Here is a 25904-nt window from a genome sequence, read left to right as displayed (position 1 = left end):
CGTGCGCGACAACATTCCCCGGACCCGATGCCGATCCCGATGACCTTTCGCCACCCCAGACTGCTCGCCGCTGCTGCCCTGCTGATCGCCTCCATGCCGCTCGCTGCGGCGACGCCCCCGGCCGAACCGGCCTATGCGCCGTATCTCGACTGCGCTGCCTCGCGCGCCAACTACGCGTTCCTGTTGCGCAGTTCCAACTACAAGGACGCGGCGGACCTTCGCAAGGTGGAGGACAACGTGCAGGCCTACCTGCGCATTGCCACCGCGCTGGCCGGCCACGAGCTCCGGACCGAGTTCAAGGCCGCCGCCGAAAAGGTCGGAGCGCGGGAAGAGGAGATCATGAAGACGAAGGGCGCCGAGGCGTACCTGCAGATGTCGGCGGACACGGAGCAGCTGTGCGTGGCGCGCGTCGAGCGGAACAAGGCGGCGCTGCTCAAGGCGATGGACGCGTACGAAACCAAGCCGGCGAAGAAATAGCGCGTAGCCGACCGGAACCGCGCAGCCCGGGCGAAGCCCGGGATCACGCACCGGTCCCGCGGGACGGGTGGGCCGGGCACACCGATTGCGAGTGCGCTCGCCGCCCATCCCCGAGACCTGCAGGCCATGCGTCCCACTTCCCGCGTCCTGCTGTGTGCCCTGGCCCTGTTCGTCATCGGAACCCCCGCCTGGGCGGAGAACGATCCGCCGCTCGATTCCTCGCAGCAGCAGCGCGCGCCGACCGCGTTCGCCGACAACAAGCCGGTGCCGGTCCTCAACTGGGGTGAAGGCAGCGGCAAGAGCTGGTGGGTTCCGGCGGCCAACATCTTCCTGTTCGACTTCCTGCTCAACCAGTACAACCGGGAGTTCTCGGGCGTATCCGATTACGACTCGAACTGGGGATCGATCAAGGACAACCTGAAGGGCGACTGGGTCTACGACAGCGACCGCTTCGACATCAACCAGATCGGCCACCCGTACCAGGGCTCGATGTATCACGGCTTCTCGCGCGCGGCGGGCCTGGACTACTGGGCCGCCTCGGCCTACACCTTCGTCGCCAGCGCGGCCTGGGAGGTCATGGGAGAAACCACCGAGCCCTCGTTCAACGATCAGCTCACCACCGGATTCGGCGGCAGCTTTCTCGGCGAGCCGCTGTTTCGCATGGCCAGCCTTCTGCTCGAGAGCAACAACGGCGGGCCGCCGGGCTTCTGGCGCGAGATCGGCGCGGCCTTCATCTCGCCGTCGACCGGCTTCACTCGTGCTGCCTACGGCAAGCGCTTCGATGGCGTCTTTCGCAGTCATGATCCGGCGGTGTACACGCGCATCGACATCGGCGCGAACGTCGCGTCCGATGTCGATTCCGACGTGAGCGCGCGCGGAGAGGCCGAGGACTTCACGCCGCAGAGTTACCGCAAGGGCGAGGCGATCGCGGACTTCACGATGGCGTACGGCTTGCCAGGAAAACCCGGATACACCTACGACCGCCCGTTCGACTATTTCCACTTCCAGTTCACGGCCGCCACGAGCAACGCGCTGGAGAACGTGATGTCGCGCGGCCTGCTGATCGGCACGAACTACTCGATCGGCGATTCGTATCGCGGCATCTGGGGTCTGTACGGCACCTACGATTACATCGCACCGCAGATCTTCCGCGTGTCGACGACCTCGGCGTCGCTGGGCACGACGGCGCAATGGTGGATGTCGCGCGACGTCGCGTTGCAGGGCACGGTTCTGGGCGGCGTCGGCTACGGCTCCGCGGGCGAGGCGCGCAGCGGCGAGGAGCGCGACTATCGCGCCGGGATTTCTGCGCAAGGGCTGCTCGCCCTGCGATTCATCTTCAGCGACGTCGTGTCGCTGGACATGACGGCGCGGGACTACCGCATCTCGGACACCGCGTCGGATGACGACAACGGCAAGGAGAACATCATCCGTGCCGACGTGTCGCTGACGTGGCGTGTGTACCGGCTGCACGGCCTGACCTTGAAGTACGTGTTCTCGCGTCGCGACGCGAGCTACGACGGACTGCCGGACGCGAACCAGGAAGTGGGCGCGCTCAGCGTGGGCTACACCTATCTGGGACAGACCCGATCGGGCGCGGTCGACTGGCGTCCGCGCAGCGACGGCGGGCCGGGCGCGGGTTACTGAGCGTTCGCGGAAAAGCGCCCGGGTCCGCGATCCCCCGAGCGCCTCCAGCGAAGCCCGCAGCGACGAGCGGGGTCGCCACCTGCGGCCGGACCTGGATCACAGCCCGCGTTGGTCATCGCCCGCAGGTTCGGGCATGGTGCGGATGCAGGCAGACAGGGAGAGCGGCGATGGCGTCGGGACGCATGGATTTCGGCATGGACTTCGGACCCAAGGGCGCAGGCAGTCGCAAGCCACGTGAGCCGGATGCGCCGATGCGACTGTTGCTGCTGGGCGATTTCAGCGGTCGTCCCGCATCCGAACGCACGCCGCTGGCGACGCGCCCGACGCTTCGTGTCGATGTCGACAACTTCGACGCGACGATGGCGCGTCTCGCGCCGCGCGTGAGCACCGGGGTCGGCGATATCGCGTTTGCCAGCCTCGACGATTTCCACCCGGATGCCCTGTTCGCGAAGCTGCCGCTGTTCCAGGCGCTGCGCACGGCACGCACGCAACCGCCGCCAGCATCGACCGTGGCGCCTGCCGCGCCGGCCGGCAGCGCATCGGACGAGGCTTCTCCGCTGTCCGCGCTGCTCGGCGGCACGCCGGCAGGCGTCGCGTCCTCGCGTGCGGCTGCGAAATCCGCCGACGAGGGCTTCGACGCGATGATCCGTCGCATCGTCGCGCCGCACATCGTTCCGGATCGCACGGCGGAGACCAGGAGCTACGTGGCCGCCGTGGATTCGGCCATTGCCGAGCAGATGCGCCAGGTCCTGCACGACCCGGCATTCCAGTCGCGCGAGGCCGCGTGGCGCGGGGTGCAGTGGCTGGTGGCGAATCTCGAACTCGACGAGACCTTGCAGCTGCACCTGTTCGACGTGACGCGCGAAGAGCTGCTGCTCGATTACATCAACGCCGGCGCGGAAGTGGCGAAGACGGGTCTTCACGCCGCGCTGGTGGATCGCTGGCGCAACCAGCCGGGCGGCCTGGGCTGGTCGGCGGTGGTGAGCCTGTATCGGTTCGGCGCGTCGCCGGCCGACATCGGCCTGCTGGCGGAACTGGCGATGGTCGCGGCGAAGGCGCGTGGTCCGGTATTTGCGGAAGGCGATCCGGCGCTGGCGGACGCCGAGGCCCCGGGTCTCGACGACTGGAACGAACTGCGCAAGAGCGACCTCGCGCGCTGGATCGGCCTGGTGGCGCCGCGCCTGCTGATGCGGCGGCCTTACGGCGCGCGCGACGAGCGCATCGACGCCTTCGCGTTCGAGGAACTGGGCAACACCCCGGCGCACGAGCACTACCTCTGGGCTTCCGGTGCGCTGGCCTGCGCGCTGCTGCTCGGGCGCGCGTTCCGTGCGGCGGAAGGCTGGTCGTTCTCGCCCAACGACGAACGCGACATCGGCGATCTTCCCAGCGCCACGCGCATCGATCGCGACGGCGACAAGGAACTGGTGCCCTCGGCGGAGCGCTTCATGGGCGACGCGCAGGCCGAGCGCCTGCTCGGCGCCGGGTTGATGCCGCTGCTCAGCCATCGTCATCTGAATGCCGCGCAGCTGATGCGGTTCCAGTCGATCGCGGAACCGGCGGCGACGCTGGCCGGGCTGCCGGAATAACCCCGTAGCCCGGACGAAGTCCGGGGCATCGCCACGTAGTGCGAGCGCAATCCCGGACTTCGTCCGGGCTACGGTTGCTTATCGCGCTGCGCAGCTGATGCGCTTCCGGTCGATCGCGGAATCGGCGACCACGCTGGCCGGAATAACCTCACGGAGCACCGCCCCGTAGCCCGGGTGAAACCCGGGGTTGCGCTCGGTTTGCGAAAGGAATCCCGGGTTTCACCCGGGCTACGGCTTAGCGAAGCGCCCGCGTCACGCTGACCAAGCCAACCCACAACACCACCAACGAAACCGCCGCGATCAGCGCGCCCCATATCCAATACGGCAACAACAAAGCCTCCGCGATCTGCGCGGTATCCGAAGGCCCCAGGCCCTGCGCCGTCTGCGCGCTCGCCGTGAACAGGTAATCCGCGCGCGAAAACACCGAAAGCGTGAGCTGCATCGCCAGGAACGCGGTGACGAGCTGTGCCACGCGCGCGCTGCCCTTCCACAGCAACAGCACCAGCAGTGCGCACAGCGACGCGATGAAGAACAGGCCGAACAGGTTGCGCACCCACAGCAGCAGGCTGATGGACAACACCAGCGCGAACACGGCGAGCGCTCGTCGCGCACCGATCTCGCTGCGGCTGGCCAGGAACAGGAACATCGCCGCCACCGGCGGCCCGAGCAGGCCGCCGGCCGCGGTGGCGGCGCTCGCGAAGCGGCCGAAATCACCCGAGTACTGGGCCACGCCGGATCCGTCCGACCACACGTAGAGGCGATGCAGGTCGCCGCCGAGCATCAGCGCGACCAGCCCGTGCCCGAGCTCGTGGACGACGGTCGAGAGCAGGCTCAGCGGACGGGCGACGACACCGAGCTGCGGCACGAAGTACAGCGCCAGCGTGAGCGCCGCGGCGCCGCCGAGCGCGGGCAGCGAACTGGCGCGTTGCGTGATCGGCCGCGGCATGTGCTCGTCTCCTCCCCCGTGCGACGACCGCGCGCCGGAGCGTCGCGGAAGATCAAGTCGATGCCGGCGACCACGCTCCGTCCGCCGCGCCGGACCAAGCGGCGCGGCGAACGAACGAAAGGACGCCCGCCTGCTGCGAATCCTGCCCGATCAGCCCAGCGTCTTCATGTCGATGACGAAGCGGTACTTCACGTCGCCCTTCACGGTGCGGTCGAACGCCTCGTTGACCTTCTGCACCGGGACGGTCTCGATGTCCGACAGCAGGCCATGCTGCGCGCAGAAGTCGAGCATCTCCTGCGTCTCGGCGATGCCGCCGATCAGCGAGCCGGCGAGGCTGCGGCGCCGCAGCAGCAGGTTGAACACGTTGGGCGAGGGATGCGGCTGGTCGGGTGCGCCGAGCAGCACCAGCGTGCCGTCGCGACGCAGCAGCTGCAGGAACACATCGAGATCGTGCGAGGCGGCGACCGTGTCCAGGATCAGGTCGAACGTGCCGGCGTGGGGCGCGAGCTGCGCAGGATCCTTCCACAAGACCGCGGCGTCGGCGCCCAGACGCGCACCGTCCGCCACCTTCGACGGCGAGGTCGTGAACAGCACCACCTCGGCGCCCATCGCGTGCGCCAGCTTGATGCCCATGTGTCCCAGACCACCCAGGCCGACGATGCCCACCTTCTTGCCGGGACCGGCCTTCCAGTGCCGCAGCGGCGAGTACGTGGTGATGCCCGCGCACAGCAGCGGCGCGGCGCCCGCCGGGTCGAGGCCGGCGGGAATGCGCAGCACGAAGTTCTCCTTGACGACGATGTGATCGGAATACCCGCCGTAGGTCACGCCGCCGCTGATCTTGTCGGTGCCACCGTAGGTGCCGGTGAAACCGGTTTCGCAGAGCTGTTCTTCGCCGGCCTTGCAGCTCGAGCAGGTCAGGCAGGCATCGACCATGCAGCCGACGCCGACCAGATCGCCGGGGCGGAAGCGCGACACCGAACTCCCGGTCTCCACGACGCGGCCGACGATCTCGTGGCCCGGCACGAGCGGGTAGGTCGTGCCGCCCCACTCGTTGCGGGCGGCGTGCACGTCGGAATGGCAGATGCCGCAGAAGAGGATGTCGATGCGCACGTCGCCGGGGCCGACGCCGCGGCGCTCCAGCGACCAGGGAGCGAGCGGGGCGTTCAACGACGAAGCAGCGTAGGCGCGGGCGGTGGTCATGGGATCGGTCGGTCGTGGGAGCGGAGGGGAAGTCCCGCAGAATACGACTTCGATGCGTCGCTTCCGTTCCGGGCGCCGCAAACGGGATGCCCACCGTAGCCCGGGCGAAGCTCGGGATCCCGTCCGCCGACGATTCCCGCCCTATCGCGAGGCCGCCACTCCGCACCCGCCGAGCATGTCGTCGCCCTGGTGATACTCCCGCGTCTGGATCGAAAACAAACCCAGCAAGGTCGGGAACAGGTTGTCGTGCGAATAGGCGCGCATGCGCCGCGACTGCACGCACTTCAGATCGTGCGAGGGCGACCAGACGACACCCGGCACATGCGTCTGCTCGTCCGGCGCCACCGCGTACGGCAGCCCATGCAGATAGATGCCGTTCTCGCCCAGGCTCTCGCCGTGATCCGACATGTAGACCATCGTCGGCTCGATCTGGTCCTGGTGACGTTGGAGCATGCCGATCAGCTTCGCCAGCACGTGATCGGTGTAGAGCATCGTGTTGTCGTAGGCGTTGACGATGGTCTCGCGCGAGCAGCTCTGCACGTCGTCCTGCGCGCAGTCCGGAACGAATTTCCGGAACGTTGCGGGATAGCGCTTGTAGTACGAGGGTCCGTGGCTGCCGAGCAGATGCAGCACGACGATGCGATCGCCGGTCGTCGAGGCGAGCATCTCGTCCAGGCCTTCGAGCAGGATCTCGTCGTGGCAATCTTTGGCGTCGCACAGGCTAGCGTCCTTGCGCCGACGGAAATCCTCGTAGGGAAGCCGCGAGGCGACGCCCTTGGAATCCGAATTGTTGTCGCGCCACGACACCGCGACGCCGGTGCGATGCAGCACGTCGAGCACGTTCTCTTCCTTGCGCGCCTTCGAGCGGCTGAACGACGTGCGATGCAGCCGCGAGAACATGCAGGGCACCGACACTGCGGTGGCGGTGCCGCAGGACCAGAGCTGGTTGAAGCTGACGACGCCCTCGATCTTCGACAGTTCCGGATTGGTGTCGCGCTCGTAGCCGGCGAGCTGGAAGTTTGCGGCGCGGGCCGTCTCGCCCACGACCATCACGACGACCCGGGGCTTGCCCGAGACGGCCGGCAGGCGCACGGCGTCGGTGGCGATCGGCAACGGCGGTGCATCGGGCGCCTTGAGCAGATTGGCCACCTGCTGGCCGAGCGCGTGCATCGGGAACGTCGGATTCACGTACATGCGCACGTGGCGGTTGGTGCGCGCCCACAGGCTGACGCTCTTGTAGTTGGCGAGTACGCAGGCCAGCAGCACGCTCAGCGCCAGCAGCACGAGCAGGCATCGCTTGCCCAGTTCGCGCAGCCATGTACTGCCGACCCGTTCCACGCGCGCAACCAGAATCGCCGGCGCGACCCCGTACAGCAGCACGTGCAGCAGCAGCGGCAGGCTCAGCAGTTCGCCGGCCTCGCGCACATCGGTCTGCACCGCGTTGACGATCATCGATTCGTCGATCACCACGCCGAAGCTGTCCATGAAGTAGCTGCAGACGGCGGCGGTGAGCAGGAACAGCACCAGCGCCGGCTTGACGATGCGACGCGCGCTGAACGGCGCCATCGCCAGCAGCAGCAGCACGTTGAGCGCGACGAACAGCGAGCCGAGCAGCCCGTACACCGACGTGCCGTGCTCGACCGGCAGCACGCGCGACACCTGGCTCCAGAAAGAGTGGTTCTGGGTCGCCGACAGGTACAGCGCAACGATCAGCAGCAGGCTGTTGGTGCCCAGCCGGCCGCGCGGAATGCGCAGCGCGCCGATCCGCCGCGATGCTCGGGCCTGGCCGACGGACGAGGAAGAAGCCGGCCGGACGGTGCCGACATCGGTAGGGATCGTCGGCATCTCAGAACGCCAGTTCGAACAGCAGGCCGGGGATCGGACGCGGCGCATCGAACGGCGTCACCGCCAGCGGATCGTCCACGGCCAGATGCCCGCCCATGTCCGGCGTGAACGAGGCGAGGCCGATGTTCAACGTGCCGACCGGCGTCTCGATGTCGTCGAAGTCGTAGTTCGAGGCGATGCCCACCGCGGCGCCGCCGAGCACATCGCGCCAGTAGTGGTTGTGCGATTCGACGCGCGTGTAGCCCACCCAGCCGGCGGCGAGATAGGCGGGGACGCCCCAGCCGAATCCGTAGCCCTTGCGGATGAACTCGGCGCCCATGAAGGCGGCCGCCGAATGACCGGACGGAAACGACTGGCCACCGCCGTTGGGGCGCTTGGCATCGATGCTGTACTTCAGCCCGTAAGTCGCCACTTCCATGCGTGCGAACGAGACGAGAAAGTCCTGCCACGGCGAGCGCCGCAGCCGCGGGCCGGGCCAGTTCAATCCCGACCCGTCGGTCGCATCGGACAGCAGCAGGTCGAAGCTGCTTTCAACCTGGCCGGGATGCATCAGGAAGCTCAGCCCCAGGCCGAACAGCGGGATGCCCCACTGCAGCACGTCGCCGCTTTTCTCCCAGCCCGGATGTTCGTTGGCCAGTGGCCCGCCAGTGCCACCGGCCGTGGCCAGCGAAGGAGCGAACACGCAGAGCAGGCCCATCCAGACCCTGCGGATGGAGTGGCGGCGCGCACGGCGCGCCGAGCTCGTGCGTTGCGAATGGAAGCGGGACGCCGTCGCTCTTCGGCGCGCCGAGCGGAGGCGTGTGCATGCGTGTTCGATCATGCACGCAGCATGGAGAGCAGCGCGTGGAGGCGGCGTTGACGGACCGTTAGTTATTCGTCAGCGCGCGAAGAATTCATGCGCACGAAGGCCCGACCGAAGGGTTCAGGTGCTCTTGCGGCCAGTCGTTGCGGGCGATGACGGAAACAGGACTTCGAAGCGGGTGCCCTTTTCGGGAGAACTCTCCACGTTGGTTCGCCATCCAAGCCGATCGCAGATGCGCTTCACCAGATAGAGCCCGAGCCCAAGGCCGCGGCTGTGCGAGCCGCGAAAGCGCCGTTCGAAGACGCGCCCGAGCTCGTCGGGTGCGATGCCGATCCCGGTATCCACGACGACCAGCCGACCCGGTTCCAGCAGCACCTCCACGCGGCCGCGATCGGTGTAGTGGATGGCATTGATCAGCAGATTGCTGATGACGCAGGCCGCCATGCCACGCGGCGCGTTGATCACCGCGGGCGCCGAGTGGATCGACAACTCCAGGTTCTTGGCTGCGGCCATCTCGCTGTAGTTCTCGGCGACGTCCCGCAGCAGCTGGTGCAGATGCAGTTCTTCGGCCGCGTACGCCCCTTCTTCGCGCGCCAGGAACAACAGCGCTTCGATCAGCATCTGCATCTGCTGCGCGGCGCGCAGGATGCGGCGCACGCGTTCGTGCGCCGGGGCCGACAGATCGGGATCTTCCGCAAGGATCTGCGCGGAGCTGTCGATCACCGCCAGCGGCGTGCGCAGCTCGTGGCTCGCGTCCTCGGTGAAGGCCTGTTCGCGCGAGATGAACGCCTCCATGCGTTCCATGAAGCGATCGAGCGCGGTGGCGATGACGCCGATCTCGGCGTCGTCGAAGCGCGGCGCGAGCCGCAACGTCGGATCGCCGGGCTTGAGCGTGCCCACCAGGTGCGCCAGTTCCGTCACTGGCTGCAGTACACGTCGCGCCAGCCACAGCGCGAGCGCCACCGCGGCGCCCCAGGAAATCAGGGCGCAGACCCAGGCCAGGCTGACGAAATGTTCTTCGAGATCTTCGATGCGCTGCATGTCGAGTACGACGTAGAGGCGGGCGCCCTTCACGTCCTGGCGCGCGATCGCCACCTCCTTGCCGTCCATGACGATGTCCTCGTAGGCGCCCGGCGGCAGTGTTCGCAGGATCTCGGGCAAGGTCGAAGGATGTTCACCCGCGGGCAGTACGTAGCTGCTCAGACCCTGGGCGCGCGGGCCGGGGATCTGCGGGTCGTGTTCGTAGGTCCGCACGAACTCGTCGAGCTCGCCCAGCAAGGTGGTGTCGCGCAGTTCGGCTTCGAGAAATTCGATGAACTGCGACACCGCCATGTAATAGCCGGCGGTGCTGAAGCTGACGAGCAGCAGGCAGGCCGCGATGAAGCGCGCCCGCAGTCCCAGCCTAATTGTCGGCATCCGGAACCAGCCGGTAGCCGACGCCGTGCAGCGTGTGCAGCAGCTTCACGCCTTCGCCGTCGTCGATCAGCTTGCGCAGCGCGTGCACGTGACCGCGCAGGCTCGCCTCGCTGTCCGGCGGCGAGTCGCCCCAGATCGCACGCTCCGCGGCTTCGCGCGAGAGCACGCCGGGCGAGGCGCGCATCAGCGCCTCCAGCAGCTTGATGGCGGCGCGCGTGAGTTCCAGGCGGCGGCCGCCGCGCTTGGCGATCAAGCTCAGCGCGTCGAAGCTCAGGTCGGCCACGCGCAGCAGGTTGCTGTTGCCCGAGTTGCGGCGCACCAGCGCACGGATGCGCGCGTGCAACTCGGCCAGCGAGAAGGGCTTGGTGAGGTAGTCGTCGGCGCCGGCTTCGAGGCCCTGCACCTTGTCCTGCTCGGTGTCGCGCGCGGTCAGCATCAGCAGTGGCACCGTGCTGCGGCCGTCCTGGCGCAGGCGCTGGCAGATCGTCATGCCGTCCAGGCCGGGCAGGTTGAGGTCGAGGATCACGGCGTCGTAGCGGTTGACGGCGGCCAGGTGCAGGCCGGTGAGGCCGTCGGCAGCGTAATCCACGACGCTGCCCTGCGCTTGCAGGTATTCGCCGATGTTCGCGGCGAGGTCGGCGTGATCTTCAATGACGAGTAGGTGCATCGATCCTCTCCGGGTCGATACACGCTAGCAAAGGGTCCGTAAAATTTCCGTAAGAGATTTCGTAGGCCGGGTGAAACCCGGGAAGCCTGTCGATCGACGCAGCGGCCCCTGGCTCTTTCGCTTCGCGAAATTCAACGCCCGGGCGACGTTGGCCGACGCCGCGCCTCCCGCGCGGTCGCCAGCGTCTTCTGGAGATCCTTGAGCCCCACCGGCTTGACCAGGTGCAGGTCGAAACCTTCCTGCCGGGTGCGGCGCCGGTCGGCCTCTTCGCCCCAGCCCGTCACCGCGACGATGAAAGGCAGGCGTCCCTGCAGGTCTTCGGCGCCGCGAAGCAGCCGGCAGACCGCGTAGCCGTCGAGTTCGGGCATGCCGATGTCCATCAGCAACACGTCGGGCCGGTACTCGCGCAGCGTGCCGATCACCGCGGTGCTGCGCGTGACGGTGCGGCAATCGTGGCCCAGGCACTGCAAGGTCACGCCCAGGGCTTCCGCGGCATCGACGTTGTCGTCGGCCACCAGGATGCGCAGCGGATCAGCGTGCTCGGGCTCCGTCCGCTTTTGCGGGGTTTCCAGTGGGCGCACCAGCGCAGGCAGTCGCACCGTGAACACGCTGCCGTGGCCACGGCCGGCGCTGTGCACCGCGATGCTGCCGCCGTGCAGGCGGATCAGCTGCGAGCAGATCGACAGCCCGATGCCCAGCCCGCCCGGGTTGACGGACGAGGCCTTGATGCGGGTGAACGACTGGAAGATTCGCGCCTGCATGTCGGCGTCGATGCCCATGCCGGTGTCGCTCACCTCGATCACGGCATCGCCGTCCTCGCGTCTGACGCTCACTTCGATTCGGCCGCCCGGGTCGGTGTAGCTCGCCGCGTTGTTCAGCAGGTTGCAGATGACCTGCACGATGCGCGTCTCGTCGGCTTGCGCGTAGACCGGCGCCGGCGGCAGCTGCAGCACCACGCGGTGCGCGCGCGCATGGATCAGCGGCGTGCTGGCGTCGAGCGCGGATCGCACGGCGACGGCGAGATCGACCTGCCGGCGCTCGAGCGTGATGCGGCCATGGTCGATGCGGCTCAGGTCCATCAGGTCGTCGATCAGCCGCACCATGTGCTGGACCTGCCGGTCCATGCGATCACGGATGTCCAGTTGCACCGCAGGGTCGGTGCTCAGCCGCATCGCGTCGAGACTGGAGCGGATCGGCGCGAGCGGATTGCGCAGCTCGTGCGCGAGGATCGCCAGGAACTCGCTCTTGCGCCGGTCCGCGTCGCGCAACGCGGCTTCCGCCTGCCGGCGCTCGGTGACGTCGACGCAGGCGCCGGTCATGTAGACCGGCATGCCGCGCTCGACGAAGGTCTTGCCGCGCGCCTGCATCCAGCGCTCGGGTTCGCGATCGGCGCGCTGGCCGTAGCGCGCCAGTCGGAACTCCTGGTCGAAGTCGGTTCCGCGCACGCGGCTGTGACGCAGTGCCTCGGCCATCGGCGCGCGGTCGTCGACGTGGATCAGCGGCAGCAGGCTGCGGAAGGAGCGCGTACCCAGCGAGGTCTGCAGCCCGAGCAGCGTCTCCAGCGCAGCGTCGCAGCGGATCCCGTTGCTGGAGAAATCCCAGCGAAAGGTGCCGGCGGCCGCGGCTTCGAGCGCCGCGCCCAGCCGCTCGCTGTTCTCGCGCAGCGCCGATTCGGCGGCAGCGCGATGTGACAGATCGCGCCGCGCTTCGGCCTGCGCCACTTGCAGGATCTCCGCCGTGCGGCGCGCGCTGCTGCGGTCGCGCAACAGCTTGGAGAATCCGATCAGTCGCTGGTCGCCGTCGCGGATGGCGGTCGTCACGATCGACGCGAAGATGCGCTTGCCGCCGGGCGTGATCACCCAGCGATCATCGGCGACGCTGCCGGCCTGCGCCGCCTGCTCCAGGCCGGTCGGCAGGTCGAGCCCTGGATCCGACGCCTCGAAGATCCTCGAGGCGTCCAGCCCGACCAGGCTCGCCGGATCGCAGCCCAGAATCTGCCGCGCCGCGTTGTTGCAGCTGCGGATCTGCCCGCGCCGGTCCAGTCCGATGACGACGTAGTCCTTCAGCGCCGAGATCAGCATCCGGTAATGCGCCTCGGCTTCATACAGCGCGCGCTCGGCGGCGACGCGATGACGGTGCTCGCGCAGCGCGTCCAGCGCGCGGCGGACCACCATCGGCAGCCGGTCCAGACGCTGCTTCGAGACATGGTCGGTGGCGCCGTTACGCAGCAGGTCGAGGGCACTCTCTTCGCCGAGCGCGCCACAGATCAGCACGAACGGAATTCCGGGGGCCAGCTCCTTGGCGATCTCCAGCGCCGCGCGGGCGTCGAATGCCGGCAGGTCGTCGTCGGCCAGGATCAGGTCGAACGCGGTGTCAGAAAGCTGATCGCGGAACGCCTGCTCGTGATCGACGACGGTGAAGAGGCAGCCCGGCAGGGCCTGGTCGATGCGGGCCTGCGTGCGTTCGGCTTCGACCGGATCGCGCTCCAGCTGCAGGACGCGGATGTCGGTTCGGGGAGCGGCGACGTCGCGCGGGACGTCGGCGACGGGCACGCCTGGATACTCGGGCCGCTGGGCGCGCTGCATGTGCCGGAGCCGTTTCGGGAGCGCGCGGGTTTCGAGCGCGAGGGGACTCGCGATCGACGTGCAGGACGACAGGTTCTACACGCTTCGCGAGGTCGCGGGCGTCAGGTTTCGGATTGGGGTTCGAGGGCGCCCGAGGCGAAGTCGTCGGTGTCCGGGCTGTCGCGTGTCACCAGGTAGGCCGCGATGCCCAGCACCGCCAGCGCGTAGATGCCTTTCGCCAGTTGCGCGAAGTCACCGGAAACCTCGATCACGGCGAGGGCACCACCGAAGGTGCAGGCACTCAGAAGTACGGCGATCCAGATGGTGGGCATGTCGACTCTCCTTGCGTGGAGGTCTCCATGCGCCCTTCATGCCAAGTTCAGGAGAGCGATTTGTTTTATACAAATCAACATCTTGCAATTCGTAAATCCGGTGGCCCGCGGAGCGTCCGGGCTGCGGTTTGCAGGATGCAGGTTGAGGGCCGGGCAGCCTGCGAAGCGGTTCCGCCGTCCTCAGCCTGGATGGGACGGACGTCCGCCGTTGAGGTCCATCGAGTCGCGGAACGGCGGCAGTTTCTCCATCGCGTACGCGTAGCCGCGTTCGGCCAGTTCGTCGATGCGCTTCCAGTCGAACATGCCGATGCCGAGCACCGGCATGCGCAGGTACAGGTCGGCGCGCGCGGCGCGTGCCGACACGCCCGACTCGCTGGTCAGCGTCGCCGTGCGGAACAGGATCGACAGCAGGCTCGGCCGCTTCTCGCTGTGCGTCCACTTCAAGAGGCCTTCGGGATCGGGCCCTTCGATGCCGGGCGCGGCGATGCCGCCCTCGGTGCTGACATCGGAGGCGATGATCGGCCCGCGCTCGAGCGCCTGCATGACGTCGGTCGGCAGGCTGTTCACCACCGCGCCGTCGACGTACAGCTCGCCCTTGTAGGCCACCGGCGGCGCCACGCCGGGGATGCACATGCTGGTGCCCAGCCACAGGTGCAGCGGACCACGATCGTGGATGCAGGCGGTGCCGCGCGTCAGATTGGTGGAGACGCAGTAGTACGGCGTCTGCAGTTCTTCGATGCGGCGGTCGCCGAAGATGTCCTCGAGACGGCGCAGGAACTTGCGGCCGCGGATCAGCGAGACGCTGGGAAACAGATAATCGTTGAGCAGGTTGCGGGTCACGAACGTCTCGCGCGTCAGGCGCAGGATCTCCGTGCTGCTGTGGCCGCAGGCGCACAAGGCCGAGATGAAGGCGCCCATGCTCGAGCCGCCGGTGACGTCCACGTCGATCTTCAGTTCTTCGAGCGCGCGCAGGACGCCCAGGTGCGCAAAGCCGCGTGCGCCGCCGCCGCCGAGCACCAGGCCGACGGCGCGGCCGGTGAGGCTGCGCGCCAGACGTCCGATGTCGCGCGGCGTGCCCGGGCGGACGAAATAGTGCGCGCTGGCGCCGGTGGCCTCGCGCCACTCGAGCACGCGTCGCTCTGTGGCGCCCTCGGGGCGCAGCAGCACCAGGTTCACCGGCACGCGCAGGCCGCTGGCGCGCAGATCGGCGATGACGGTGCTGGTGGCCGGATCGTCGGCGGCATTGGCCAGCACCAGCACGCGATCGGCCTGGCGGATGCTGCGTCGCGACCATTGGCCGCGATCCGGCGTGCCGACGTAGACCAGGTGCGAATGCTCGAGCTCGTGCGCCTGCAGCCACTCGATCAGGCGTTCCTCGCCCTCGGCGCCCGGTGCGATCTGCGCGCTGCCGGCGCCGAGCGCCGAATCGACGGTGGCCGCATCGAGTTTCTCGACGCTGCCCGCGGGCGCGAGTTCGCGGCACAACGCGTCGGCGAAGGTCTCGACATCCACCGAGGGGCCCGCGGGCAGCAGCGCGAAGGACCGCGAACGGCGCACGGAAGCAAGCTGCGCCGCGCGCTGGTTCTGGCGCAGGCGCTGGATGATCATCCGGCTCATCGCGAGCAGCGCCGACGGGTGCTGCGCGAAGACCTCGTACAGCGCCAGCCGACTGATCTCCAGCACCGTGGTGTCGCGCACGGCGTAGACGTTGGCGGTGCGCGCTTCACCGGAAAGCAGGCTGATCTCTCCGACCGGTTCGAGCCGGCCGACGTCGTTCACGATCGCGCCGTTCTCCAGCGCCACGCGCAGCCGGCCGACGGCGACGATGTACAAGCTGTCCGCCGGAGTGCCGATGCCCAGCAGTGTTTCGCCGCTGGCCAGATGACGTACGCGGGTGGCGGCCACGAGGTGATCCAGCGCGGGGCTGGACAGCGCGACGAAGAGATGGGTCTGCGCCAGCAGTGAACGGATGTCCAGGGCAGGCGCTCCGGGCTATCGACGCGAAGGGAGCCGTGGAGCGCGCGTGACGGGCACGACCGCTGTCGCCGATATCCGCGTGATGGGCTCCCCGTCCATGCCCGGAGTCTAGCGCCCGTCCCCGTGCCGCGGTTGAGCCGCGTGCGGCACCGGGATAGCGTCTGCGGATGACCGCCGACGAACTCGAACGCTACCTGCACACGCACATCCCGCTCAGCCGCCACATGGACCTGCGGGTGCAGGGCGCCGGGCGCGAACACCTGCTGCTGCACCTGCCGCTGGCGCCCAACGTGAATCCGCATGGCACCGTCTTCGGCGGCGCGCTGGCGGCCGTCGGGCTGGTGGGCGGCTGGATGCTGCTGCACGCGGCGTTCGTGCGGGCCGGGCTGGAGACCAAGCTGGTGGGCAAGGAAGGCCGCACCGAATTCCTGGCGCCGGCGACGGCCGACTGCACGGTGGAAAGCCGGTGCGCCGGTGACGATCTGGATGCGCTGATCCAGTATTTCCGCCAACACGGACGCGCACGCCAGGCCCTGACGACGGTGATCCGCGTGGGCGACGTGGAGGTCGCGCGCCACCACGGCGTCTACACTGCACTCCTCCCCGAAACCCCTGCGACCCGGAAGCCCGCCGCATGAGCCGTCCCTATATCTACTGCCCGCAATGCGGCCAGACCCTCCAGATGGTCCACACCGGCGGCATGCAGCGAAACGCCTGCGTGACCCCGGAATGCGGCTTCGTCCAATGGGACAACCCCGTTCCCGTAGTGGCCGCCATCGTCGAGCACGAGGGCAAGGTGCTGCTGGCGCGCAACATCGCCTGGCCGAAGGACTGGTACGCGCTGATCACCGGCTTCCTGGAGCGCGGTGAGGACCCGGTGACGGGCGTCATGCGCGAGGTCAAGGAAGAGCTGGATCTGGAACCGCAGTGCGCGAACTTCGTCGGCATCTACGAGTTCCGTCGCATGAACCAGCTGATCATCGCGTACCACGTGCCGGCGACCGGCACCGTGAAGCTCAACGAAGAACTCAACGACTACAAGTACGAGACCTTCGAGGAAGCCAGGTACTGGGACGCCGGCACCGGCTACGCGCTGCGTGACTGGTTGCGCGGCAAGGGTTTCGACCCGAAGACGGTGGACTGGGTGCGCGGGGCGGGCTGAACCATCCCGTAGCCCGGACGAAGTCCGGGGTTGCGTTCCGCACTCGAGTGAAACCCGGACTTCGTCCGGGCTACGTTATCCGCCGACGGCGAGCCGGCCGGCGAGGCGCGCGGCCTCCACTTCCTGCCGCGGCGGGGCGCCGAACAGGCGCCGGTATTCGCGGGTGAACTGCGACGGGCTTTCGTAACCCACGCGATGTGCCGCCGACGCGGCCTCGATGTTCTCGATCATCATCAGGCGCCGCGCTTCCTGCAGCCGCAAGTGCTTCTGGAACTGCAGCGGCGACATCGCGGTGACGGCCTTGAAGCGGTGATGCAGCGACGAGCTGCTCATGTGCGCGGCGGCGGCGAGTTCCTCGATGCGCAGCGATTCGTGAAAGCGCCGCTTCAGAAGTTCGATGGCGCGTGCGATGCGCTGCGACTGGCTGTCGATGACGCACAGCTCGCGCAGCCGGTGACCGAGTTCGCCGGCGAGCACGCGGTAGTGGATTTCGCGCAGGGCCAGCGGCGCCAGGATCGCGGCTTCTTCCGGCGTGTCGAGCAGGCGCACGAGGCGCAGCACCGCATCGAGCAGCGGCGCGCTGGTACGGGCCAGGAAGATCGCACGGCCGCTGGCCGCGGCATCCGGTGCCGGCGTGGTGACCTGCTGCTGCAGTTCACCGATCAGCGCCGTGTCGATGTTGATGCGCAGGCACAGGTAGGGCTTTTCGGGCGTGGCCTCGATCACCTGGCCCATCACCGGCAGCGTCATCGACACGACCAGGTAGTTCAGCGGGTCGTACGTGTAGGTCTCGTCGGCGAGATGCGCGATCTTCCGGCCCTGCACGACGATGCACAGGCTCGGTTCGTAGACCGACGGCGTCGGCTGCGAGGGCGAGTTGAAACGCAGCAGGCCAACGCCGGGGATTGCACATTCGTGCATGCCCTCGCCGGGTGCGTTTCGGGCAATGCGGTCGGCGAGTTCGGCCTGCTGTGCTTCGAGACCCGCGCCGAGGCTGATCAGCCTGGAAACCTTGGTATTCATGGCGTTCGCTCCTTGGGGAGACGGATCGATGATACGCGCGGGCCTTGCACGCGGAAGGGGCGCCAGGACGATGTGCAGGATCAGGCAATCATCCGGCAGCAATGGGCTAACTGCGGTCACGGTGCCCCTTCTATTCTGCTTTCACCGCAGCAGGCATTGAAAACGAACAGGAGCTCCAGATGAACCGACAGATCCCGCAACGCACGCTCGGCCGTTCCGAGCTCAAGGTTTCCGCCATCGGCCTCGGCTGCATGGGCATGTCCGACTTCTATGGTCCGGCCGACGACGCCACCAATCTGGCGGTGCTGAACCACGCGATCGACATCGGTGTGAATTTTCTCGACACCGCCGACATGTACGGCCCGTTCACCAACGAGGTGCTGATCGGCCAGGTGCTGAAGACGCGACGCAAGGACGTGGTGATTGCGACCAAGTTCGGCAACGTGCGCGCCGCCGATGGCAGCTTCATCGGCATCAGTGGCAAGCCGGAGTACGTGCGTTCGGCCTGCGACGCGAGCCTCAAGCGGCTCGGCGTCGATCACATCGATCTGTACTACCAGCACCGCGTCGACACGAGCGTGCCGATCGAGGACACCGTGGGCGCGATGTCTCGGCTCGTCGAGGCCGGCAAGGTGCGCTACCTCGGATTGTCCGAAGCTTCCGAAGCCACGCTGCGCCGTGCGGCCAAGGTTCACCGCATCACGGCACTGCAGACCGAGTATTCGCTGTGGACGCGCGACGTCGAGGCCGACGTGCTGCCGGCCTGCCGCGAACTGGGCGTGAGCTTCGTGCCGTACAGCCCGCTCGGCCGGGGCTTTCTGACCGGTGCGATCCAGAAGGCCGGCGATCTCGACGCCAGCGACTGGCGCCTGAGCAATCCGCGATTCCAGGGCGAGGCGCTGGATCACAACCTCAAGCTGGTTCGCGCGGTGCAGGAACTCGCGCGGGCCAAGGGCTGCACGCCGGCACAGCTCGCGCTGGCCTGGCTGCTGCACCAGGCGCCGGACATCGTGCCGATTCCCGGGACGCGCAGCATCGCGCGCCTCGACGAGAACGCAGCGGCCGCGAACGTGCAGCTCACCGCCGGCGACCTCGAGAAGATCGCGGCCGTGCTGTCGTCGAGCGACGTCGTGGGAGCGCGTTATCCCGAGGCCTTCATGAGTCGCCTCAACGTCTGAGGCGTCGTCGCGCGCGCGACGGATCCTCGCCGCGCGTAGCCCGGGTGCAACCCGGGGCCGGTCCCTCATCGTCAGAGCGCGAGTCCCGGGTTGCACCCGGGCTACGCCGGCGCTCGCCCGAACAAGGCTTCATCCACCTCGCGGGAGATTTCCATGTCCAGCATCCAGAACAAGGTTGTCCTCATCACCGGCGCCAGCAGCGGCATCGGCGAAGCCACCGCCCGTCTGCTCGCACAGCGCGGTGCCCACGTCGTGCTGGGCGCGCGTCGCACGGATCGTCTCGAGAAGCTCGCCGCCGAGATCAAGGTCGCAGGTGGATCAGCGCGCTTTCGCCGGCTCGACGTGGCGAACCTCGACGACATGCAGGCCTTCGTCGACGACGCGCACGAGGCCTTCGGCAAGATCGACGTGATCATCAACAACGCCGGCCTGATGCCGCTGTCGCCGCTCGATGCGCTGAAGGTCGGCGAGTGGAACCAGATGATCGACGTCAACATCCGCGGCGTGCTGCACGGCATCGCGGCGGGCCTGCCGATCTTCAAGAAGCAGAAGAGCGGCCAGTTCATCAATGTCTCGTCGATCGGCGGACACGCCGTGTTCGCCGGCGCCGCCGTCTACTGCGCGACGAAGTTCGCCGTGCTGGCGATCTCGGAAGGCCTGCGCCAGGAAGTGGGCGCCGACGTGCGCGTCACGGTGATCTCGCCGGGTGTCACGGAATCCGAGCTCGCGAGCACGATCACGCACGAGGGCATGCAGGAAGGCATGCGCGAATTCCGCAAGATCGCGATCCCGCCCGAAGCGATCGGCCGTGCCATCGCGTTCTCGATCGAGCAGCCGGACGATGTCGATGTGAACGAGATCATCGTGCGTCCGACGGCGAGCCCTTATTGAGGAAACGCCACCGTAGCCCGGACGAAGTCCGGGGCTTTCCGTCGCTGATCGAGGGGGACCCCGGACTGCACCCGGGCTACGACAGGCCCAGATTCCGCCACAAGCGCAACGTCGGTTCGCTCTGATTCAGCGTGTAGAAGTGGATTCCCGGCGCGCCGCCCTTGATCAAGGTCTCGCACAGCCGCGTGACCACCTCGGTGCCGAAATCGAGGATCGCGGCCTTGTCGTCCTTCAGCAGTTCCAGGCGCAGCCGGATCCAGCGCGGGATCTCGGCGCCGCAGGCGGCGGAGAAGCGCGTGAGCTGCGCGTGGTTGGTGATCGGCATGATGCCGGCCACGATCGGAATCTTCAGGTTCGCGCGCGCGCATCGATTCTGGAAATCGAAATACGCATCCGCGTTGAAGAAGTACTGCGTGATCGCCGTATCCGCGCCTGCCTCGGCCTTGCGCTTGAACGCGGCGAAGTCCGCCTCGGGGCTTGCGGCTTGCGGGTGCATCTCGGGATAGGCCGCGACTTCGATCTGGAAGTCGCGGCCGTGCGTGACCCGGATGAACTCGACCAGTTCGTTGGCGTACCCGAACTCGCCCGGCGCTTCGGTTCCATGCGATGTCGCCGGCAGGTCGCCACGCAGCGCGACGATGCGCTTCACGCCCGCGGCCTTGTAGCGACCCAGCAGCTCGGCCACCTTCGCGCGCGTCGAGCCCACGCAGGTCAGATGCGGTGCCGCCTCGATGCCGGTGTCGGTCACGACGCGGCACACGGTTTCGTAGGTGCCGTCCTGGTCCGATCCGCCGGCGCCGTAGGTGACGCTGAAGAACGAGGGCTTGACCGATGCGAGCTTGGCGACGACGGCCGGCAGCTTGGCTGCGCCTTCCGGCGTGCGCGGCGGGAACAGCTCGAAGGAGTACGAAGGACCGGCGGCGCTCACAGGCGTTTCTCGTAGAAGTGACGATCGAAGCCGTCGGTGTAGTTCTGGATGCATCCGAAGCGCGTGTAGCCGAGCTTTTCGTAGAACCTTGGCGCCTGGAACTCGAAGGTGTCGAGGAAGATGCCCTTGTATTGTTTGGCTCGCGCCTCGCGCTCGGCCTCCGCCATCAGCGCCGAACCCAGGCCGCTGCGGCGATAGGGCTCGGTGACGACGAGGATGTCCACGTGCAGCCAGTAGCTGCGCCATTCGCCGAGAAGGCCGCCGATGAGGCGGCCTTCCGTGTCACGTGCTGCAAGACGGAACGTCGAGTACGGCGCGCGACCGATGAACTGCTGGTTGTAGTCCTTCAGCAGTTCGATGATCGCGTCGGCGGTCGCGGATTCTTGTTCCGCGATCGCCGCGATGGACCAGTCCCCCGCCACCCGTTCCTCAGTAGCGGTAGTGGTCAGGCTTGTACGGGCCTTCGATCGGCACGCCGAGGTAATCGGCCTGTGCCTGCGTGAGCTTGGTCAGCTTCACGCCGATCTGATCGAGGTGCAGCGCGGCGACTTCCTCGTCGAGCTTCTTGGGCAGGCGGTAGACGGTCTTCTTGTACGTGTCCTTGTTCTTCCAGAGGTCGATCGACGCGAGCGTCTGGTTGGAGAACGAGTTGGACATCACGAAGCTCGGGTGGCCGTGCGCGCAACCGAGGTTGATCAGGCGGCCTTCGGCGAGCACGTAGATGCTCTTGCCCGTGTCGTTGAACGTGTAGCGATCCGTCTGCGGCTTGATGGTGTCGCGCACCGCGCCCGAGGCGTTGAGGCGATCCATCTGGATCTCGTTGTCGAAGTGGCCGATGTTGCACACCAGGGCGTTGTTCTTCATCGCCTTCATGTGCTCGAGGGTGATGATGTCCTTGTTGCCCGTCGTCGTGACGTAGATGTCGGCGAAGCCGAGCACGTCCTCGATGGGCTTCACTTCGAAGCCTTCCATCGCCGCCTGCAGCGCGTTGATGGGGTCGATCTCGGAGACGATCACGCGAGCACCGAGACCCCGCAGCGAGTGCGACGAACCCTTGCCGACATCGCCGTAGCCGGCCACGAACGCAACCTTGCCCGCGATCATCAGGTCGGTGGCGCGCTTGATGCCGTCGGCAAGCGATTCACGGCAGCCGTAGAGGTTGTCGAACTTCGACTTGGTGACCGAGTCGTTGACGTTGATGGCGGGCACCAGCAGCTTGCCCTGCTCCATCATCTGGTAGAGGCGATGCACGCCGGTGGTGGTTTCTTCCGCCACACCGCGCCAGTCCTTGACCACGCGCGTCCAGAAGCCCGGACGCTCCTTGGCGACCTTCTTGAGCAGGTTCTTGATGACCTGCACTTCGTGGTTGTCGCTCGGCGAATCCACCCACTTGTCGCCCTGCTCCAGCTCGTAGCCCTTGTGAATGAGCAGCGTCACGTCGCCGCCGTCGTCGACCACCAGCTCGGGGCCGGTGAGCGTGCCGTCGGGCAGCGTGTGCGTGACGGCGTCCATCGTCAGGTCCCAGTACTCCTCGAGCGTCTCGCCCTTCCAGGCGAACACCGGCGTGCCGGCGGCGGCCACGGCCGCGGCCGCGTCGTCCTGCGTCGAGAAGATGTTGCACGTGGCCCAGCGCACCGAGGCGCCGATGTGGCCGAGCGTCTCGAGCAGCACGGCCGTTTCCTTGGTCATGTGCAGCGAGCCCGTGAGGCGCACGCCCTTGAGCGGCTTGAGCGGCGCGTACTTCGCGCGGATCGACATCAGGCCGGGCATCTCTTCCTCGGCCATGCGGATGCGCTTGCGGCCGAACTCGGCCAGCGACATGTCGCGAACCTTGTAGTCGGTGAACGTCTGCGGCTTGAGAACGGCATTCATGGCGTGGACTCCGGAAGATGTCGCTTACTTGAGGCCGGCGGCATCGCGCAGCAGCGCGGCCTTGTCGGTCTTTTCCCACGAGAAGGCGGTGTGGGTCGTGGACTTCTTGACCGTCTTGCCGCCAACGCTCTCTTCCCAGTGATACGTGTGCTCGAACGGCTTGCGGCCGAAGTGGCCGTAGGACGCGGTCAGCTCGTACATCGGGTGGATGAGATCCAGCATCTTGATGATGCCGTAGGGGCGCAGGTCGAAATGCTTGCGCACCAGCTTTTCGATGTGGTCGTCGCCGATCTTGCCGGTGCCGAACGTGGTCACCGAGATCGAGGTCGGTTCGGCGACGCCGATGGCGTAGCTGACCTGGATCTCGCACTTGTCGGCGAGGCCCGCGGCGACGATGTTCTTGGCGACGTAGCGGCCCGCGTACGCGGCGCTGCGGTCGACCTTCGACGGATCCTTGCCCGAGAACGCACCGCCGCCGTGACGGGCATAGCCGCCGTACGAGTCGACGATGATCTTGCGGCCGGTCAGGCCGCAGTCGCCCACCGGACCACCGATGACGAAGTTGCCGGTCGGGTTGATGTGGAACTTGGTCTTCTTGTCGATCCACTTCTTCGGCAGGACCGGCAGAATCACCTCTTCCATCACCGCTTCACGCAGCTTCTTGAGGCTGACTTCGGGGCCGTGCTGCGTGGACAGCACCACCGCGTCGATGCCGGCGATCTTGTTGCCGTCGTAACGCAGCGTGACCTGCGACTTCGCGTCCGGGCGCAGCCAGGCCAGCGGCGAATTCTTCTGCTTGCGCACCTTGCTCTGGCGCTCGACGAGGCGATGCGCGTAGTGGATCGGGGCCGGCATGAGTTCCGGCGTCTCGTTGCAGGCGAAGCCGAACATCAGGCCCTGGTCGCCAGCGCCCTGTTCCTCGGGCTTCTTGCGGTCCACGCCCATGTTGATGTCGGGCGACTGCTTGCCGATGAAGTTGAGGACGCCGCAGGTGGCGCCGTCGTAGCCGACCGAGGAATTGTCGTAGCCGATGCCGGTGATGACGCGGCGCGCGATCGTCTCGAAATCGGCCCACGCGGTGGTCGTGATCTCGCCGGCCACGACGGCGACGCCGGTCTTGACCAGGGTTTCGCAGGCCACACGTGCGCGCGGATCCTGCGCCAGGATGGCGTCGAGGATCGCGTCGGAGATCTGGTCGGCGACCTTGTCGGGGTGGCCTTCGGAGACGGATTCGGACGTGAACAGGTAAGAGGACATCGGCAACTCCCGGGAAAGCAGGGCTTTGATAGAAGGAGACTCGGCGAGCATCCGCGTATGCGGATAGGCGAATATCGTAGCTGATGACGGCGGCCACCACATCGCCGCCCATCGGCACGAACCGCAGTTTCGACGGCTGGACGTGACCGCGACGTGACGGCCACGTCGGACTGTCTGGCAGACTCCCAGACTCGCAGAAAATTCAGCTCGTGCCGCCATGACCGCTGCCGAAACTCCCGCCATTCCCCTGATCTACGTGCTGATCCTGCTCGGACTGGTCGTCGTGCTGGCCGGCGTGTTCGTCGTGATGCAGTTCCTGGCTCGCCGCAAGGTCGAAGCCAGCCTCTTGCAGGCGCAGGCGCAGGTGGCGACCGAAAGTCAGCGCGCGGTAGCGGCCGAGACCCGGATCGAGGCGCAGGAAACGCGGTTGCTCGAACTGCGCCAGCGCGCCGAAGAAGATCTCGCCGAGCGCGCTCGGCGCATCACCGAGCTCGAGCAGGGCATGTACCAGGCCCAGCAGGCCAGCGAGGAGCGGCTGCAGTCATCCGCCGCGCTGCGCGAGCGATCGCTTGCCGAAGTGGTCGAGGCCAAGTCGGCCGAGCGCGAAATGACCAAGCAGCTCGAATGGGAGCGCGCCCAGGCTTCCGAGAAGCTTCAGTTGCTGGCCGATGCGCGCGAGCAGATGTCGGCGCAGTTCAAGGAACTGGCCAACGAACTGCTGGAAGAGAAGAGCAAGCGTTTCACCGAGCAGAACCAGACCAACCTGAGCCAGATGCTCAATCCGCTGCAGGAGAAGATCCGCGCGTTCCAGGCCAAGGTCGAAGAGGTCTACGTCAACGAAACCAAGGAACGCAGCGCGCTTGGCGAGCAGGTGCGCATGCTCACGCAGCTCAACAACACGCTCAGCCAGGATGCGCAGAACCTGACGCTCGCGCTGAAGGGGGACCGCAAGGCGGTGGGCAATTTCGGCGAGATCATTCTCGACGACGTGCTGGAGAGGGCCGGCCTGATGCGCGGCCAGCACTACGAACGCCAGAGCGGTGTCGGTAACGCCGAAGGGCAGGGAAATTCGATCCCGGACGTCGTCATCAAGTTGCCGGGCGAGCGTTTTCTCGTCGTCGACTCGAAGATGACGCTCCCGGATTACCGCGCCTTCACCGAAGCTGACAGCGACGGCGAGCGCGCCGGGGCGCTCAAGCGCCATCTGATGTCGATCCGCGCGCACATCAAGGGTCTGTCGGACAAGCAATACCAGACCCTGTACGACCTGAAGTCGCTCGACTTCGTCGTGATGTTCATACCGCTGGAGCCGGCGTTCACGGTGGCCGTGACGCACGACAGCGAGCTGTTCCAGCACGCGTGGGAAAGGAACGTGCTGCTGGTGAGCCCGAGCACCTTGCTGTTCGTCGTGCGCACGGTGGCCAATCTCTGGCGCCAGGAAGACCTGAGCCGCAACGCCAAGGACATCTCCAACCAGGGCGCCAAGCTCTACGAGAAGCTGGTCGGTTTCGTCGCCGATCTCGATGAGGTCGGCAAGCGGCTCGAGCAGGCGCAGCACAGTTTCGGCGATGCACGCCGGAAGTTGCGGGACGGCAGCGGCAACCTCATCGGCCAGGCCGAGAAGCTGCGAAAGCTCGGCGTCAAACCCAGCAAGGTCTTGCCGATGACGTGGGTGGAAGGCGCCTCCGCCGACGACGCGGCGGGTCTTGCGGCGCCCGAAGACCCGCCGGGATCCGATCAGCCGAAGTGACAGACGTAGTGCAGCGGCTCCAGCACTTCGATATCGAACGAGGAGTCGCCCGCCACGCTGAAGGACTGGCCGCCGGCGTAGTCCTTGGCCGCGGATTCGCCCTTGAGCGTGACGCGGCAGCGGCCTTCGATCAGCTCCATGATCTCCGGAGCGCCGGTCGTGAACGTCAGCTTTGAAGGCAGGATCACGCCAATGCTCTTGCGCGTGCCGTCGGCCAGCAGCACGGTGTGGCTGACGCACTTGCCGTCGAAATAGACGTTGGCCTTCTTGAGGACGGAAACCTGATCGAACTGGGACATGGCGGGTGAGGACGCTGGAGAAAGGGGCGCTATTCTGAACCGGGAGAAGGCTGCGCGCCCCGTAGCCCGGACGAAGTCCGGGATCCTG

The 25904-nt window shown here is 67.2% G+C and carries 23 protein-coding genes; 8 read left to right on the top strand and 15 right to left on the bottom strand.

What is annotated here, in order from left to right:
* Window positions 1-39: 39 nt before the first annotated feature.
* The 3 genes from DFR24_RS14110 to DFR24_RS14100 all read left to right on the top strand — a co-directional run bounded on the left by DFR24_RS14110 (window position 40) and on the right by DFR24_RS14100 (window position 3707).
* Window positions 40-477 carry a hypothetical protein gene (locus DFR24_RS14110; protein WP_133882038.1) on the top strand — a complete coding sequence of 146 codons (438 nt, stop codon included), beginning with the start codon at window positions 40-42 and terminating at the stop codon, window positions 475-477.
* Window positions 478-603: 126 nt separating this feature from the next.
* A complete protein-coding gene (locus tag DFR24_RS14105; protein WP_133882037.1) occupies window positions 604-2121 on the top strand; it encodes a DUF3943 domain-containing protein in 1518 nt (505 codons plus the stop codon).
* Window positions 2122-2288: 167 nt separating this feature from the next.
* Window positions 2289-3707 carry a type VI secretion system contractile sheath domain-containing protein gene (locus tag DFR24_RS14100; protein ID WP_133882036.1) on the top strand — a complete coding sequence of 473 codons (1419 nt, stop codon included), beginning with the start codon at window positions 2289-2291 and terminating at the stop codon, window positions 3705-3707.
* A 235-nt stretch (window positions 3708-3942) separates the two neighbouring features.
* On the opposite strand, the gene DFR24_RS14095 is transcribed toward DFR24_RS14100, so the two are convergent.
* From DFR24_RS14095 to DFR24_RS14055, 9 genes are all read right to left on the bottom strand, one after another.
* The gene (locus tag DFR24_RS14095; protein WP_133882035.1) at window positions 3943-4653 is read right to left on the bottom strand and encodes a M50 family metallopeptidase; all 711 of its coding nucleotides are present in this window, start codon (window positions 4651-4653) and stop codon (window positions 3943-3945) included.
* A 150-nt stretch (window positions 4654-4803) separates the two neighbouring features.
* On the bottom strand, window positions 4804-5853 hold the full coding sequence (locus DFR24_RS14090; protein ID WP_133882034.1) for an NAD(P)-dependent alcohol dehydrogenase: 1050 nt from the start codon (window positions 5851-5853) through the stop codon (window positions 4804-4806).
* A gap of 141 nt (window positions 5854-5994) precedes the next feature.
* Complete coding sequence (locus DFR24_RS14085; RefSeq protein WP_162851214.1) at window positions 5995-7698, bottom strand: phosphoethanolamine transferase; 1704 nt, start codon at window positions 7696-7698, stop codon at window positions 5995-5997.
* A 1-nt stretch (window position 7699) separates the two neighbouring features.
* Complete coding sequence (locus DFR24_RS14080; protein WP_210772635.1) at window positions 7700-8395, bottom strand: phosphatase PAP2 family protein; 696 nt, start codon at window positions 8393-8395, stop codon at window positions 7700-7702.
* Between the two features lie 225 nt (window positions 8396-8620).
* Window positions 8621-9916 (bottom strand): sensor histidine kinase, encoded by a 1296-nt coding sequence (locus DFR24_RS14075; RefSeq protein ID WP_133882032.1) that lies wholly within the window; start codon window positions 9914-9916, stop codon window positions 8621-8623.
* On the bottom strand, window positions 9903-10583 hold the full coding sequence (locus tag DFR24_RS14070) for a response regulator transcription factor (protein WP_133882031.1): 681 nt from the start codon (window positions 10581-10583) through the stop codon (window positions 9903-9905). Before DFR24_RS14070 ends, DFR24_RS14075 begins: the two co-directional genes overlap by 14 nt.
* 131 nt (window positions 10584-10714) lie before the next feature.
* Entirely contained in the window at window positions 10715-13168 is a 2454-nt protein-coding gene (locus DFR24_RS14065) for an ATP-binding protein (protein WP_133882030.1), read from the bottom strand.
* A gap of 101 nt (window positions 13169-13269) precedes the next feature.
* Window positions 13270-13479 (bottom strand): hypothetical protein, encoded by a 210-nt coding sequence (locus DFR24_RS14060; protein WP_133882029.1) that lies wholly within the window; start codon window positions 13477-13479, stop codon window positions 13270-13272.
* 180 nt (window positions 13480-13659) lie between these two features.
* Window positions 13660-15384, bottom strand: coding sequence for a patatin-like phospholipase family protein (locus DFR24_RS14055; RefSeq protein ID WP_133882028.1), 1725 nt, complete (start codon window positions 15382-15384; stop codon window positions 13660-13662).
* Between the two features lie 239 nt (window positions 15385-15623).
* Here DFR24_RS14055 and DFR24_RS14050 point away from each other — a divergent pair, with 239 nt between their 5' ends.
* Both DFR24_RS14050 and DFR24_RS14045 read left to right on the top strand, forming a co-directional pair.
* On the top strand, window positions 15624-16094 hold the full coding sequence (locus DFR24_RS14050) for a YiiD C-terminal domain-containing protein (RefSeq protein ID WP_133882027.1): 471 nt from the start codon (window positions 15624-15626) through the stop codon (window positions 16092-16094).
* Window positions 16091-16618, top strand: coding sequence for an NUDIX domain-containing protein (locus DFR24_RS14045; RefSeq protein WP_133882026.1), 528 nt, complete (start codon window positions 16091-16093; stop codon window positions 16616-16618). The genes DFR24_RS14050 and DFR24_RS14045 overlap by 4 nt, the downstream gene beginning before the upstream one ends.
* A gap of 75 nt (window positions 16619-16693) precedes the next feature.
* Here DFR24_RS14045 and DFR24_RS14040 read toward each other — a convergent pair whose 3' ends face one another.
* Window positions 16694-17641 (bottom strand): AraC family transcriptional regulator, encoded by a 948-nt coding sequence (locus DFR24_RS14040; protein WP_133882025.1) that lies wholly within the window; start codon window positions 17639-17641, stop codon window positions 16694-16696.
* A 179-nt stretch (window positions 17642-17820) separates the two neighbouring features.
* Between DFR24_RS14040 and DFR24_RS14035 the strand changes: the two genes are divergently transcribed.
* Together DFR24_RS14035 and DFR24_RS14030 are read left to right on the top strand one after the other, a co-directional pair.
* Window positions 17821-18819, top strand: a complete 999-nt coding sequence (locus tag DFR24_RS14035) for an aldo/keto reductase (RefSeq protein ID WP_246051662.1) — start codon at window positions 17821-17823, stop codon at window positions 18817-18819.
* 153 nt (window positions 18820-18972) lie between these two features.
* Window positions 18973-19710: an SDR family oxidoreductase gene (locus DFR24_RS14030; RefSeq protein WP_133882024.1), complete on the top strand. Its 738-nt coding sequence runs from the start codon at window positions 18973-18975 to the stop codon at window positions 19708-19710.
* Window positions 19711-19786: 76 nt separating this feature from the next.
* Here the strand turns inward: DFR24_RS14030 and metF are convergent, their stop codons facing one another.
* From metF to metK, 4 genes are read right to left on the bottom strand one after another with little or no spacing between them, the layout of a single operon-like run.
* Complete coding sequence (metF, locus tag DFR24_RS14025; RefSeq protein ID WP_246051661.1) at window positions 19787-20638, bottom strand: methylenetetrahydrofolate reductase [NAD(P)H]; 852 nt, start codon at window positions 20636-20638, stop codon at window positions 19787-19789.
* Window positions 20635-21060, bottom strand: coding sequence for a GNAT family N-acetyltransferase (locus DFR24_RS14020; protein ID WP_162851213.1), 426 nt, complete (start codon window positions 21058-21060; stop codon window positions 20635-20637). Before DFR24_RS14020 ends, metF begins: the two co-directional genes overlap by 4 nt.
* 7 nt (window positions 21061-21067) lie before the next feature.
* Window positions 21068-22510, bottom strand: a complete 1443-nt coding sequence (gene ahcY, locus DFR24_RS14015) for an adenosylhomocysteinase (RefSeq protein ID WP_133882021.1) — start codon at window positions 22508-22510, stop codon at window positions 21068-21070.
* Between the two features lie 24 nt (window positions 22511-22534).
* Window positions 22535-23767 (bottom strand): methionine adenosyltransferase, encoded by a 1233-nt coding sequence (metK, locus tag DFR24_RS14010; RefSeq protein ID WP_133882020.1) that lies wholly within the window; start codon window positions 23765-23767, stop codon window positions 22535-22537.
* Window positions 23768-23984: 217 nt separating this feature from the next.
* On the opposite strand from metK, the gene rmuC reads away from it, so the two are divergent.
* Window positions 23985-25517, top strand: a complete 1533-nt coding sequence (gene rmuC, locus DFR24_RS14005; protein WP_133882019.1) for a DNA recombination protein RmuC — start codon at window positions 23985-23987, stop codon at window positions 25515-25517.
* Here rmuC and ppnP read toward each other — a convergent pair.
* The gene (gene ppnP / locus DFR24_RS14000) at window positions 25505-25816 is read right to left on the bottom strand and encodes a pyrimidine/purine nucleoside phosphorylase (protein WP_133882018.1); all 312 of its coding nucleotides are present in this window, start codon (window positions 25814-25816) and stop codon (window positions 25505-25507) included. The two genes, rmuC and ppnP, sit on opposite strands and share 13 nt — an antisense overlap.
* Between the last annotated feature and the right edge of the window lie 88 nt (window positions 25817-25904).

It is taken from the genome of Panacagrimonas perspica (assembly GCF_004364935.1).
Classification (GTDB): Bacteria; Pseudomonadota; Gammaproteobacteria; order Nevskiales; family Nevskiaceae; genus Panacagrimonas; species Panacagrimonas perspica.
Note: the sequence above shows the minus strand (reverse complement) of the source record. Positions and strands in the feature narration are given on the sequence as shown.